Here is a 14252-nt window from a genome sequence, read left to right as displayed (position 1 = left end):
TTTACATTTAGAACTTTAGTTTAGCAAAAACCGAAGAAAGTGAAGGGAAATCGTGAAATTAATTCTGATATTTATTCGAAAGTTAGGCTAAGTGTTAATTACACTTAGCCTAATAAGTGTAATTAGTTAGCTACTGTAAACGGCAAATTTATTATTTTTGTACACAGTATGGAAGCTACCAAATTGCGCTTCTAAGATAGGTGGGTATTTTAAAAAGCTATTAGCCACTATGGATAGCTTACCAGCTTTGGTTAAATGCTGTTTAGCATTTGATAAAAATGCTTCAGCAATTGTGTAGTCAGTCGCGATACCAGTGTGAAACGGTGGGTTACTTACTATTAAATCAAACTTGCCGCTAATATTTTTTAAGCCATCACTTAAAATGGTGCTGCCTTTAATATTATTAAGCTTTAATGATTGTTCAGTTGCATAAGTTGCAAGTGCGCTTACATCGCTGCAGGTAAAAATAAGTGCTGGATTTTTAATACCTAAAAAAGTAGCAATCAAGCCTGCACCACAACCAAAATCCAGTACATTACCTTGTTTAGTGGTAGGGGCATTTTCTAATAACATTTTTGTACCAGCATCTAAAGCGCCGTGGTTAAAAACCCCTGGAACACTGATCGCATCAAACTCTACACCAGCTACATTTACGGTAAACGTTTTATGGTAGCGGCTGATGTCAAACGCAGTGGTTGTCTCTAGTTGCTCAAATGAGAATAAAATGCAATGCTTGGCAGAGTCGATTTTATTACTATAACCTGCTTTGCCCGCGAGCTGTTTTTCTATCGATTTAACGCCACTTTTATTTTCGCCCACAACAAGTAGCTGTGCTTCTTCGTTAATAACGGCGCGAATATTATCAAGGGCCATTAATACTTCAGGCTTTGATTTTGGGTAATAAAGAATGACTAAATCATAATCGTTGGCATCTATTTCATGATGAACACACACGTTTACGCCATCTACTCTTTTAGCAAATTCCCCATTAGCATGGTTATAACTAAATGCGGTGATGGTACTTTGAGGATTTAGTTGTTTTAGCTCTGCTAAAAAGCCATCTTGAACAAAGTTGACCACCAAGATAGATTTTCCCACTAGTTCCTCGCTATTACGAAGTAACAGTAAACTTGGGTTGGTTAATACGCTCATAAATGGCTTTGCCTTACAAATTATTGATTAGTAAAAGGTGTGGATTACTTTGTGCGCTCAAACATTAAGTCCCACACGCCATGGCCTAAACGGTGGCCGCGCTGTTCAAACTTAGTTAGTGGGCGCGAATCTGGGCGCGGTACGTAGTCGTTGGTAGATGACTGATTTTTATAGCCAGGCGCTGCTTGCATAACTTCTAGCATGTGCTCAGCGTAGTTTTCCCAGTCAGTAGCCATATGAAAAACACCACCAATTTTTAATTTGCTACGCAGTTTTTCAGCAAATTCTGTTTGCACTATACGGCGTTTATGATGGCGCTTTTTATGCCATGGATCTGGGAAGAATAATTGCAGCGTTGTTAAGCTTTCATCTGCAATGCAGTCCGCGAGTACTTCTACTGCATCGTGTTCAAATACACGTAAATTAGTAACTCCGGCTTCATCAGCGTCCATTAAACATGCGCCAACGCCTGGGCGATGTACTTCAATACCAATAAAGTTTAGGTGTGGTGCATTTTTTGCCATTTCAACTAATGACTTGCCCATACCAAAACCAATTTCTAATACTACATCATTGTTATTGCCAAATACTTGGGCTAAGTCGAGTAGGCCGTTTTTATGCTCAAGCCCCATAGTTGGCCAGCACTTTTCAATTGCGGCAGCTTGGCCTTTAGTTAAGCGGCCCTCGCGTTTTACAAAACTGCGAATTGTGCGGATATACTTACCTTCTTGCTTAGCTTGCTCAAGGTTGTTGTTACTTGATTCACTCATATTATTGGCCTGACAAAAACAATGTGTTTAAAAATGGTTGCGTATTATCCCTGACCACGCAGCTAATCACAAGTATTAGCGTGTTATAGCGCCTTCATCGCTTGATCTTTTTATTAACTGCAATAGACTGAGCCGCTATTGAGCATGAGTAAAAGTAGTATATGTTGGATTTAAATAAACAGCAGTCAGACAAGTTTGCTAACCGAGTGGTTGATTGGTATCACCTTTATGGGCGTAAAACACTGCCTTGGCAATTAGCTAAAACACCTTATAAAGTGTGGGTGTCGGAAGTAATGTTACAGCAAACGCAAGTTGTTACGGTTATTCCATATTTTGAAAAGTTTATGGCAAGCTTCCCAGATATCGTTACTTTAGCAAATGCAGACGAAGATTTAGTGCTGCATCATTGGACTGGCTTAGGTTACTACGCACGGGCACGTAACTTACATAAAACGGCCAAAATAGTGCGAGATAAATACCAAGGTAAATTTCCAACTACACTAGACGAAGTCATGGATTTACCCGGAATAGGGCGCTCTACGGCCGGTGCCGTATTATCGCTGTCGCTTGGACAGCACCACCCTATTTTAGATGGCAATGTAAAGCGAGTGCTTGCCCGATACTTTATGATTGAAGGGTGGTATGGGGTAAAAAAAGTAGAAAACCAACTTTGGCATTTATCTACCCAGTTAACCCCTAAAAACAATGTGACTGAGTTTAACCAAGCCATGATGGACTTGGGCGCCAGCCTTTGCTCGCGCAGTCGCTTTGACTGCCAAGCATGCCCACTAAATAGCGATTGCGGTGCGTTTAACGCAGGAAAAGTTAAAGAGTTCCCTCATTCTAAACCTAAAAAAGTGGTTCCTAAAAAAAGTTGTCATCAATTAATTATTCAACATGACGAGAAAGTTTTAATGGAAAAACGCCCAAGTAGCGGTATTTGGGGCGGTTTATTTGGCTTTTTTGAGTTTAACGAATACAGCGAAATGGTGTTATTTTTAAATCAGCAAGGCTTAAAAACCGAGCTGGAAGAGTTAACGCCTTTTACTCATGTGTTTTCGCATTTTGAGCTAACAATAAACCCGTATGTTCTTAATATTGATAGCGTACCGGATGTAGTAAATGATAAACAGCTCGTGTGGTATCCACTCGATCAATCAATAGAGGTGGGTTTAGCCGCACCAACTAAAAAGTTGGTTAAACAAATGAGCTCAATAGGTTAAACTATTTACATTTAGCGCTTAAGAGAGTCAATTATGGCACGTACAGTATTTTGTCAAAAGTTACAAAAAGAAGCCGAAGGGCTTGGATTTCAGTTATACCCTGGTGAACTAGGCGAGAAAATTTTTAATAATATCTCTAAAGAAGCATGGGGCCAGTGGCAGCACAAGCAAACAATGCTAATTAACGAAAAGCATTTAAATATGATGGACCCAGAGCACCGTACGTTTTTAGAAGAGCAAATGGTTGGTTTTTTGTTTGAAGACAAAGACGTAGAAATTGAAGGTTATCGACCGCCAGAAAAATAAAAGTACAGATACAAAAAAAGGGCTAATTAGCCCTTTTTTATAGCTATATTCTAGAGCGTTTCCTCATCAGTGCTTGCTGAGCGTACTTGTTCTTTTAAAAACTGTGCGGCTTTAGAGTATTCAATCTCAAGGGTGTCTCTTTGTGCGATTAGCTCATCAGTATCAAGCTCTGCATTTTTACACTTTTCTTCAAACTCTTGTGCACATTGTGCTACAGCCTCAGCACCAATTGTTTTAGAAATAGACTTAAGTTGATGACAGGCATCACTGATCTCATCTCTGTCATTAACCATAACACCCGAATTAATGCTTTTAATTAAGCTTTGGCTTTGCTCCAAAAACATTTTGAAAAAGCGTATTTGCTTGGCTTCGTCGCCATTTACATAAGTGGATACCGCATCCATATTAATGGGCATAGCAGGTTTTTGATGAATGACAACAGTTTGGTCTTTGTTATGTTTGTCATACCAACGCTTTAAGGTATCTTCTAGGGCATTAAGCTCTATAGGCTTAGTAATAAAATCATTAATACCAACAGCAAGGCAACGTTCTTTTTCACCTTTAAGCGCATTGGCGGTAACGGCAATAATATAAGGCTGTGAGTCTATAGACTCTAATAACTCTGCTTCATCACGAATTTTTTCAACCATGTCGTATCCCGACATTTTTGGCATGTGTAAGTCGGTTAATATGAGCGAGTAATTGTTTTGACGCCACATATCTAAGCCTTCTTCACCATTGTTAGCTACTTCCACGCCATAGCCTAAAATGTGCAGTTGATCAGTTAACACTTGCTGGTTTAGTAGGTTGTCTTCTACTAGTAAAATGAGTTTATTTGCATCGCGTGCTTGTTCAACATTTAAATAATTGTTGAGTGTTTTTGTTTTTTTGACTTGCTTAGGCTGATGCAAACCAGCTGACACCAAAATCGACATCATAAAGTTAGACTTACAAAGCGGGGAAGCATTTATATAAAATACATTTTTATGGTTTATAGCAGCTTCATCAAGCTTACTTAACACCACAACTTGCTGGTTGTTATCTTCAAGCGAGTATATAAGACGACGTAATAAAGAGTTAACCCTTTCCATATCGTCTATGCCATCAACAACCCATATAATATCGCGGTGCTCTTGTTGTGCTTCTATTTCTTGTTGATCGTGCACGTAAGTAATTTTAGCGCCCATAAACGATAAATAGCGGTACATCGCTTTTTCACGTTCTAAATGGTTACTTACAACCACAACGTGTTTACCATTGAGTGCATTTTTATGTGCGTATTTAATTTTTCCAGAGGTACCAAATGGCAGCTCAACGGTAAACTCGCTACCAATACCCGCATGGCTCGTTACATTAATAGTACCGAGCATAAGCTCTGTTAAACTTTTACAAATCGAAAGCCCTAAACCTGTCCCACCGTATTCGCGGGTAATTGAGTTTTCTGCTTGTACAAACGGATTAAATATTTCTCGCAGCTGCGCCTGGGTCATGCCCTTGCCGTTATCGGTTACACAAAAACGTAGCGTAAAATGATCCGCTGTATTATGAGCGACCTCTACCGATATTTTTACATGACCTTGGCGTTTGTCATCGGTGCTGGTGAACTTAATTGCATTACTGCATAGGTTATACAGCACTTGGCGAACTCGGATTGTATCGCCAGTTAGATTGGTAGGAATATCTGGTGCAATAGAAAGCTCTAAATCTAATTGACGTTTTTTAGCAACAGATGAAAGTACCCGAGCTACCTCTTCAATTGTATCGGTAACAGAAAAAGGCGTAGGGTCGATATTTAGTTTACCCGCTTCAATTTTTGAAAAGTCTAAAATGTCATCCAAAATACTCAGTAATGAAAACGCTGACTCACGGATAATGGTACTTAAGCGATGCTGCGCACCATCAAGCTCTGTTTGTCTTAATAAATCAATAGTGCCAATTACGCCGTTCATAGGCGTGCGGATTTCATGGCTCATAGTGGCTAAAAAGGTGGTTTTGGTTTCGCTAGCGCGCTGTGCCTTTAATGTAGCTTGCTCTAATGCAATCGTTCTTTGCTGTACTTCACTCTCAAGGCCAGTTTGTAATTTTTGTAGCTCCTTTTGCGCAGCCTCTTTTTCAGACATTACTGAGTTAACTTTACCAAGCAGTAAATTAATGTTTTTAGCAACGCCAGATAAGCCTAAATCTAGTTTTTCACTTACTTTACTTTCGTAATTGCCATTTTCAGTAATTGCTTGCAGTTCTTCATTTAATAAATGGCTGCTTTTACGCAAGCGGGTATTTATATAGGTATTAAATAGTAAGGCTAATGCAAATAAGGCAAACACGCTCACAATTGCAATAATATAGGCTATTACTTGCGAGTCTTGCTGCGTTAAAGGCACCGCTGGTAACTGCTGTTTTATTATTAGTTCACCAATGGGTTGGTCGTTTAATAGTAATATATGGTGTAATACGCCTTGCTCAGTTAAATGCTCATTTACTTTTTTAGACTCGATAGCGGGTTTAGTGCTGCTATATACAAGTTGGGTTTCTGAGGTGGCATTAAAGCGATAAAGCGTATATTCAAACTCATCATCTAATATTGAGGTAAGTTCAAGTAGCTGACGAACCTTACCTTGCCCATACATAGTAAGTGCATCTACCATTGGTAAATCAAGTTGCTGTGCAAGTTGCGTAATACTTACTTTTTGTTTGGCTGCTGGTGTAGGTTGTGTGTTTTGCGAATAAAACGCGAAGGCAACAATAGCAAGCGCTGTTACTGCAATATTAATTATTAAAAAAAGCGGCAGTAAGCCTTTCACAGGCGAAGAGAATTTACTCTGCATTGATTGTTCCCATTGGTATTTGTTATTACGATAAGCCCTTACCGCATTTCCAAAGTAATCGTATCATTTACGTAAAATAATTCACTACGTTTTTAGTCTGGTTTAATTGATTAAATTAAGGTTTTTCGTAATTTTTTGCTGGATAAATAAACATTAGTATATAAAAACTTGCATTGTTGTGTGAAAACCGTTCAAACAGTTATAAAGAGTAAAAAAAAAGTTGACTTGTAAGGGCAAAACTCGTTTAATACGCCGCACGCCCAAATGGCTCAGTCGATAACGCTGAGTGGGAATTGCATTAAAAATACTTTGTTATTTTTAATCAGCACTGTATAAGTGCCTCGATAGCTCAGTTGGTAGAGCAGAGGATTGAAAATCCTCGTGTCCCTGGTTCGATTCCGGGTCGAGGCACCATTTTACTTTAAGTTCTCAATCTTTAAAATTGAACGTGCCTTAGTACACGCTTTAGTGTGCCGACTTAGCTCAGCTGGTAGAGCAACTGACTTGTAATCAGTAGGTCAACCGTTCGACTCGGTTAGTCGGCACCATTTATTTAAATTAAATGTTTTAAATGTTTAATTGCACAGTTTATGTGCCTCGATAGCTCAGTTGGTAGAGCAGAGGATTGAAAATCCTCGTGTCCCTGGTTCGATTCCGGGTCGAGGCACCATTTACTTTAAGTTCTCAATCTTTAAAATTGAACGTGCCTTAGCACACACTTTAGTGTGCCGACTTAGCTCAGCTGGTAGAGCAACTGACTTGTAATCAGTAGGTCAACCGTTCGACTCGGTTAGTCGGCACCATTTATTTAAATTAAATGTTTTAAATGTTTAATTGCACTGTTTAAGTGCCTCGATAGCTCAGTTGGTAGAGCAGAGGATTGAAAATCCTCGTGTCCCTGGTTCGATTCCGGGTCGAGGCACCATTTATATTAAAGCCCTGCATACACTTGCAGGGCTTTTTTTTGCTTAAAATTTATTATGGATAAAACAGTCCATATTAATTGGGCTTATCCTCTCTTTTTCTCCCTTGTTTGCATGCGCATAATTGCCTCATTAAAAGGTTAGGTGCTGTTATTACTTACTCCATTTATTTACTCATCAATATGATTGATTTTAGTAATAAAATGCAGGGCACTTTTAGCCTAAATAATACTAATCCGCAAAATAGATCACTTAATTAAGCGTATTGGTATAAGTCATTTAAAGCTGGAGCTAATTATGATCACGCAAATTGTTAAGTTTGATATTAAAGACGAGCACATCGCACAATTTAAAGTGCTACTAGAAGAAGACAAGCAAGGCGCTAAGGCCGAAACAGGTCTTTTAGAGATGCGTTTATATCAAGATAAAAACGAGCCAGGCGTCTTTTTTGCTTATGAGCGTTTTGAAGATCAAAATGCAGTTGATTACCATGGCGCACAGGATTACACGCAAACCTTGTTAAATGCGTTGCCTGAAATTAGCCAATCGGCGCCACAGGTCATGTTATTAGAAAATACAGTGCCAGCTCCGCTGCATGAGCGTAATACAAAAGTTATTAACCCTGAAGACGATATATGTATTGTGTTTTTTATTTTTAAAATTAAGCCAAGTTTTAAAAATAAAGTTACTGAGCGTTTCGCAACTCACGTCGCGCAAACGCGCAGTCAGGAGCCTGGTAACCTAGTGTTTGATTTATATAGTATCGAAAATAACGACGATACATTAGTTGTTTATGAACATTGGCGCAATGAATCTGCGTTGTGGGATATTCACTTTAAGCAGCCGTACGCAGTAAAAACAAGCGAATTATTAGCGCAAGCAGTTGTTGGCGATATGCAGCAATACATGAGTTTTGTTAAAGAAATTTAAAGCTTGTATTTAACAACATTACATATCCCGTTTAGCAAATAGTGTATTACACGCTATTTGCTTTTTTGTATAAATACCCTCCAAATTTCCTGCCGGTTTTTATAATAACTGACTATTATGTTAATTCATCTCAACGTATGTAATGTTATGTAAAGTAAGTTGAGCAAAATTTGCCAAAGTGCTTGAATTACATTCATAAATGGCAGTAATTTAGGTTTAAATATGATTTGGCAATACAAGCCAACTTTATTGGCAATTAGCGTGATGCTGCTTAGCGGCTGTGCGAGTAGTTTAAACTCGTCTCAGCGTTTAGAACAGCCCGATGATGTACCAAAGCAGTGGCAAAAAAAAGCATCAAATTCAGTATTAGCAGTAAAAAACGATTGGCTTACACAATTACAAAACCCTACGCTTGATAAGTTTGTAAAACAAGCGCTTAAAAACAACCAGCAACTTTTACAAACAAGCTATGATGTTGAAATTCAAAAGCAGCAGCTAATAGTATCTGGCGCAGCACTTTGGCCAAGCCTAGATTTATCTGCCCGCACAAGTCGAAGTAAAGATAATCGCCCTGTTAGTTACGATAACGCAAGTTCAGTCAGTTTAGATTTATCTTATGAAGTTGATTTGTGGGGTAAATTGTCTGATTCTAAGCGTGAGGCTAATCTTAACTATTTAGCTCAACAAGCGCGCTTTGAGCAAGCTAAGCAGCAACTGGTCGCAGATGTTGTTACCAGTTGGTTTGATGTCGTTTCAGCGCAGCAGTTGCTAGATCTGTTTAAACGCAGAGAAGAAAACGCCCAACAAAGGCTCGAAATAATTGAATCAGGCTATCGTCAGGGTATTAATGAAGCACTTGATGTGTACCTTGCTCGAAACGAGCTTAACACTGAGCGCACTCGCATAGCGACGCAGCAAGCCAATTTATCGGCTTCATCGCGTATTCTTGAACGCCTGCTAGGCGAATATCCAAAAGGTGCTATTAGCGCTAATAGTGACCTACCCGTTATTAATACCGATATACCTTTAGGTTTACCATCAGAACTTATAACGCGCAAACCCACATTACGTGCTAGCTGGTATGATCTTTTAGCTACCGACGCAGCTTTAGCTTATGCACACAAACTGCGTTTTCCTAGTTTAAATTTAACGGCTTCTTTGAGTGATAGCACTGACAGAGTAAGCGATTTATTTTCTCCTTCAAGCCTCGCGTGGTCGTTATTAGGTAGTATTTCAGCACCGCTTTTTGAAGGCGGGCGCTTAAAAGCAAATGAAGAAATAGCGCGCCTTAATACTCAAAAGCAAGAGCAGCTTTATTTACAAACGCTTTATGACGCTTTTGGCGATGTTGAAAATGCAATTTCGCAGCAGCAGTCCCTTAAAGCTCAATATAAGAGCACATTAGAGGCACAAGAAAACGCCCTCGCAGCAGAGCAGCTTTCGTTTGAGCAGTATCAAAGTGGTTTGGTGACTTATACAACGGTACTTGATGCCCAAGACCGATCCTTTGACGCGCAAAGCTCTTTAATTGAGATCAAAAATCAATTAATAGCTAACAGAATTAACTTACACATTGCCCTTGGTGGTGATTTTGCAAACCCCTCAAGTGAACTAAAGAGCAATAACGATGAAAACTAAAACTGCAAAAATTTTAATTCCTGCCGTAGTTATTGTGGCGACTTTATTAATTGTTATGTTTATTAAAGGTAATCCACCTGAAGCTAGGCGTTCAGGTAAGCCACCTAAAGCAATAATAAGTGTTTCGGCTCTAGAGCTAAAACCGCAAAACTATCAAATTATGATAGACAGCTATGGCACGGTAAAACCGCGTACGCAAAGCTTATTGGTAGCCCAGGCTTCGGGGCAAATAATTGACGTAAGCGATGATTTTAGAGAAGGCGGTTTTTTTGAAAAAGGCGATGTGCTTTTAAAATTAGATGATAGAGATCATCAAGCTGAAGTAAAGTCGGCACAAGCCAATTTATTAAGTGCAGAGCAAAGTTTACTTGAAGAAAAAGCCCGAGGACAGCAAGCCATAGCTGATTGGCAACGTTTAGGTGGCTCTGAAAAAGCAAGTAGCTTAGTGCTACGTGAACCACAATTGGCAGCCGCTGAGGCAGAAGTTTTATCAGCACAGGCTGCACTTGAAAAAGCACAGCTTGATTTAGAGCGTACAAAAGTAACAGCGCCTTACGCTGGACGTATACTTAGTCGCAGTGTTGACTTAGGACAAGTGGTGAGTAATAACACGCAACTTGCCACAATTTATGCAATCGACAGTGTTGAGATCCGCCTGCCTATTAAAAATAAAGATTTGTCGTTTGTTAATTTACCAGAGCAGTACCGTGATGGCGCTAAAAACCAAGCCGGTTCTTTAGTTGAGTTTACCTCTGATTTAGTAGGAGAGCAGCAATGGCAAGGGCAGCTTACACGCACCGAAGGTGCTATAGATGAAAATGCACAGCAACTTTATGTTGTTGCTAAAATTGATGATCCATACAAAGCGACAGCTAATAATCAATACCCTATCAAAATAGGTCAATACGTAAAGGCGCAAATTACAGGTAAAACAGTGTCTAATGCACTCATAATTCCTAATAGCACAATTTACCAAGGCACTTACGTTTACATAGTGCAAGAGGGTGTACTTAAACGCAAAGACATCACGCTTGCTTGGCAAAACGCGACAGAGGCAATGATCAAAACAGGCCTAACTGCTGGTGATAAATTGGTGTTAACACCACTTGGACAAGTGAGTTCAGGTACTCAAGTGAGTATTTTAGGTGAGCAAAATGCAGAGCAAACTAAAGAAAAAAGTGCGCGGGGGCAAGGCAGAGGCAAGCGCATGTCACCAGAGCAGCTTGAGGAAAAAGCAATAGAGCTTGGTATTAGCGTTGAAGAGTTAATGAAAAAACGCCGCGCTGAAAAACAAGGAGGCAGACCATGATAGCTTGGTTTACTAAAAACCATGTTGCTGCCAATTTATTATTAGTAACATTATTATTGTCGGGGCTTTTTAGTTTATCAAATAAGATACCGCTTGAAGTTTTTCCGTCTTTTGAAACTGATATGATAAGCGTAAATGTAAGCTTGTTAGGCTCAACGCCAGAAGATGTAGAGCAAGGGGTGACTATACGTATAGAAGAAGCAGTTCAAGACTTAGAGGGCATTAAACAAATATTTAGTCGCTCATCAGAAGGGTCTGGTTCTGTTACTATCGAAGTAGAAAGCGGCTACGACCCTCGTGAGTTACTCGCTGATATAAAAAGTCGCGTAGATGCCATTAATACCTTTCCCGCTGATGCTGAAAAGCCTGTAGTGGCTCTTGCTGAGCGCATTAGAGATGTAATTGCTGTTACTGTATCAAGTGTTTATGGCGAAAAAGAAACCCTTGAATACGCCGAAAAGGTTCGCGATGATATTTTGCGTCTACCCAATGTAACGCAAGTAGAATTAAGCGGTGTGCGTGATTACGAAATTGCTATAGAAGTAAGCCAAGATACCCTTCGTCAGTACGATTTGAGCCTTGCTGAGATATCCAGCGCTGTCGCTAATTCGAGTAAAGATATTTCTGCCGGGAACTTAAAAACGCAAGGGGGAGATGTACTTATTAGCTCCAAAGGGCAAGCTTATCGTAAAGATGAATTTGCCAGCATCGTGGTAAAAAACCAAGCTGATGGCACCATTATTCGCCTAGGAGATATTGCATTAATCAAAGATGACTTTGAAGAAACCCCAGTGCGTACTCGCTTTAATGGTAAGCAAGCGGCCTTTATTGATGTGTATCGAATTGGTCCGCAAAGCGCGATTGCAGTTGCGGATGATGTAAAAAATTACATTAAAGAGGAGCAAAGTTCGCTTCCTCAAGGATTCGAACTTAGTTACTGGGATGATGACTCGGAGCTTGTAAAAAGCCGTATTTCAACCTTAACGACTAATGCGCTACAAGGCGGTATTTTAGTCCTTGCTTTACTTACTTTATTTTTACGCCCGGCGATTGCATTTTGGGTGTTTATTGGTATTCCCGTATCGTTTATGGGCGCATTTATTGCGATGCCTATTTTTGGTGTAACCCTTAATATTATGAGCTTATTTGGCTTTATATTAGTGCTAGGTATTGTAGTGGACGACGCCATAGTAACGGGGGAGAACGTTTATACTCATTTAAAAACAGCCAAGTCTGGCGAACAAGCTGCCATTATGGGTACTCAAGAGGTCGCAACTCCCGTCACTTTTGGTGTATTAACAACCGTTGCCGCATTCCTACCTTTAGCCTTTATTGAAGGCGCGCGGGGTGCCTTATTTGCTCAAATTCCGGTAGTGGTTATTCCGGTATTACTGTTCTCATTGATTGAATCTAAGTTTGTGCTGCCAGCTCATTTAAAATATATAAAACTGCGTCATGAACAAAGTAAGCCTTCAAAATTTGATGTTCTTCAACAGCGTTTTGCAGATGGATTTGAAAACGCTATCTTGAAGTATTACCAACCAATATTAAATTTAGCGCTACGCCATAAGCTGGCATCAGTTAGCTTATTTATCGGCGTGTTTTGTATCATATTAACGATGATCACCAGTGGTTGGACAAAGTTTGTATTTTTCCCACGCATCCCAAGCGAAACGATAAAAGTAGAGCTTACGCTACCTACCGGCACTCCGTTTGAAGTGACTAATAAATACGTGATTGATATGTCGCAAAAAGCGCAGCAATTACAAGAGAAATACCGCGACCCAGATACCGGCGAGAGCGTTATTTTAAATATATTAGCAACAACTGGCGGGCGTGGAGGCGTTTCAAATTCAGGCTCTGTGCGCTTTGAAATTACACCTGCTGAAGAGCGCGAATCAGACATAGGTTCAAGTGAGCTTGCAAGTGAGTGGCGTGATTTAATTGGGATTATACCTGGGGCAGAAAGCCTCACGTTCAGAGCTGAAATAGGACGCAGTTCAGATCCAATAGATGTGCAGCTAAGCGGTACCTCGTTAACTATTTTACAAGATGTAGCTGATCATATTAAAACACGCTTGGCGACTTACCCAACGGTATTTGATATTGCAGATAGTATGTCTGACGGTAAAGAAGAGTTACGCATAGAGCTTACCGATCAAGGTTTAGCGCTTGGATTAAATAGATCCGATGTTGCAGGACAGGTACGCAGCTCGTTTTATGGCTCTCAGGTACAGCGTATTCAACGTGGTCGCGATGATGTACGTGTAATGGTGCGTTTACCTATTGATGAACGTCGCTCAGTTGCTGATTTGAAAAACATACTAATAGACACCCCCTCAGGTGGCTCAGTACCGTTATCACATGTAGCTACGCTAAGTGCAGGGCAAAGCCCATCAACAATTAATCGAATTGATCGTTATCGTACTTTAAATATTACCGCTGATATTGAAAAAGATAATACCAACATGACGGTGCTTCAGGCAGATCTAGCTGAGTATTTAGATGGTTTAATGCAGCAATACCCAGGTGTTGATTACAAACTCGAAGGTGAAGCTAAAGAGCAAAGAGAGTCGTTTGGCTCACTTGGCTGGGCGCTCATTTTTGTGTTCTTTATAATTTATGCATTATTGGCTATTCCGCTTAAATCGTACATGCAGCCAATTATTGTAATGAGCGTTATACCATTTGGAATGATTGGTGCCGTGGTTGGGCATTGGATCATGGGCATGGATTTAACCATTATGAGTTTGTTAGGTATGCTTGCACTCATTGGTGTTGTGGTAAATGACTCGCTGGTTTTAGTTGATTTTATTAATAAAAAACGCAGTGAAGGCGGAAAAATTATTGATGCGGTTAAACTTGCAGGGGCTGCACGTTTTCGCCCAGTAATGCTAACCAGTTTAACCACCTTTATTGGTTTAATGCCGCTACTATTTGAAAAGGCGACACAAGCACAGTTTTTAATTCCAATGGCAGTAAGCCTTGGCTTTGGTATTGTGTTTGCTACGTTTATTACACTTATATTAGTGCCAGTAAACTATATGCTGATGGAGCGCTTTCAAAGTTGGTTTAGATAAATACCGAAATGTGTTCTAGGGCTAAGCTGTGGTTGATTAATGTCAATTGCAGCTTTTTTTTGCCAAAAAATTATAAAAATAATGTACGAAGGTATA

General features: G+C 39.8%; 9 protein-coding genes and 5 tRNA genes. 11 read left to right on the top strand and 3 right to left on the bottom strand.

What is annotated here, in order from left to right; all coding sequences use genetic code 11:
* Nucleotides 1-126: 126 nt before the first annotated feature.
* The gene (locus CWC16_RS15870; RefSeq protein WP_138542207.1) at nt 127-1152 is read right to left on the bottom strand and encodes a methyltransferase; all 1026 of its coding nucleotides are present in this window, start codon (nt 1150-1152) and stop codon (nt 127-129) included.
* Between the two features lie 44 nt (nt 1153-1196).
* Nucleotides 1197-1922: a tRNA (guanosine(46)-N7)-methyltransferase TrmB gene (trmB, locus tag CWC16_RS15865; protein WP_055016536.1), complete on the bottom strand. Its 726-nt coding sequence runs from the start codon at nt 1920-1922 to the stop codon at nt 1197-1199.
* A gap of 161 nt (nt 1923-2083) precedes the next feature.
* Between trmB and mutY the strand changes: the two genes are divergently transcribed.
* Together mutY and CWC16_RS15855 are read left to right on the top strand one after the other, a co-directional pair.
* Nucleotides 2084-3145 carry an A/G-specific adenine glycosylase gene (gene mutY, locus CWC16_RS15860; RefSeq protein WP_138542206.1) on the top strand — a complete coding sequence of 354 codons (1062 nt, stop codon included), beginning with the start codon at nt 2084-2086 and terminating at the stop codon, nt 3143-3145.
* Nucleotides 3146-3178: 33 nt separating this feature from the next.
* A complete protein-coding gene (locus CWC16_RS15855; RefSeq protein WP_004587535.1) occupies nt 3179-3451 on the top strand; it encodes an oxidative damage protection protein in 273 nt (90 codons plus the stop codon).
* Nucleotides 3452-3501: 50 nt separating this feature from the next.
* Here the strand turns inward: CWC16_RS15855 and CWC16_RS15850 are convergent, their stop codons facing one another.
* Nucleotides 3502-6276, bottom strand: coding sequence for a hybrid sensor histidine kinase/response regulator (locus tag CWC16_RS15850; protein WP_138542205.1), 2775 nt, complete (start codon nt 6274-6276; stop codon nt 3502-3504).
* Nucleotides 6277-6614: 338 nt separating this feature from the next.
* Here CWC16_RS15850 and CWC16_RS15845 point away from each other — a divergent pair.
* From CWC16_RS15845 to CWC16_RS15805, 9 genes are all read left to right on the top strand, one after another.
* Nucleotides 6615-6690, top strand: a tRNA-Phe gene (locus CWC16_RS15845).
* 58 nt (nt 6691-6748) lie between these two features.
* Nucleotides 6749-6824 (top strand) — tRNA-Thr (locus CWC16_RS15840).
* A 46-nt stretch (nt 6825-6870) separates the two neighbouring features.
* Nucleotides 6871-6946 (top strand) — tRNA-Phe (locus CWC16_RS15835).
* A gap of 57 nt (nt 6947-7003) precedes the next feature.
* Nucleotides 7004-7079 (top strand) — tRNA-Thr (locus tag CWC16_RS15830).
* Nucleotides 7080-7125: 46 nt separating this feature from the next.
* Nucleotides 7126-7201: transfer RNA gene (locus CWC16_RS15825), tRNA-Phe, on the top strand.
* Nucleotides 7202-7496: 295 nt separating this feature from the next.
* A complete protein-coding gene (locus CWC16_RS15820; protein ID WP_171037672.1) occupies nt 7497-8129 on the top strand; it encodes a putative quinol monooxygenase in 633 nt (210 codons plus the stop codon).
* A gap of 222 nt (nt 8130-8351) precedes the next feature.
* Nucleotides 8352-9767, top strand: coding sequence for an efflux transporter outer membrane subunit (locus CWC16_RS15815; protein WP_138542203.1), 1416 nt, complete (start codon nt 8352-8354; stop codon nt 9765-9767).
* Nucleotides 9757-11076: an efflux RND transporter periplasmic adaptor subunit gene (locus tag CWC16_RS15810; protein ID WP_138542202.1), complete on the top strand. Its 1320-nt coding sequence runs from the start codon at nt 9757-9759 to the stop codon at nt 11074-11076. The genes CWC16_RS15815 and CWC16_RS15810 overlap by 11 nt, the downstream gene beginning before the upstream one ends.
* Nucleotides 11073-14156 carry an efflux RND transporter permease subunit gene (locus CWC16_RS15805; RefSeq protein ID WP_138542201.1) on the top strand — a complete coding sequence of 1028 codons (3084 nt, stop codon included), beginning with the start codon at nt 11073-11075 and terminating at the stop codon, nt 14154-14156. The genes CWC16_RS15810 and CWC16_RS15805 overlap by 4 nt, the downstream gene beginning before the upstream one ends.
* The last annotated feature ends 96 nt before the right edge of the window (nt 14157-14252 follow it).

This window comes from Pseudoalteromonas sp. S3776, assembly GCF_005886915.1.
In the GTDB taxonomy this organism is placed as follows: Bacteria; Pseudomonadota; Gammaproteobacteria; order Enterobacterales; family Alteromonadaceae; genus Pseudoalteromonas.
The sequence above is the reverse complement of the archived record's forward strand: the minus strand, read 5'-3'. Positions and strand labels throughout refer to the sequence as shown.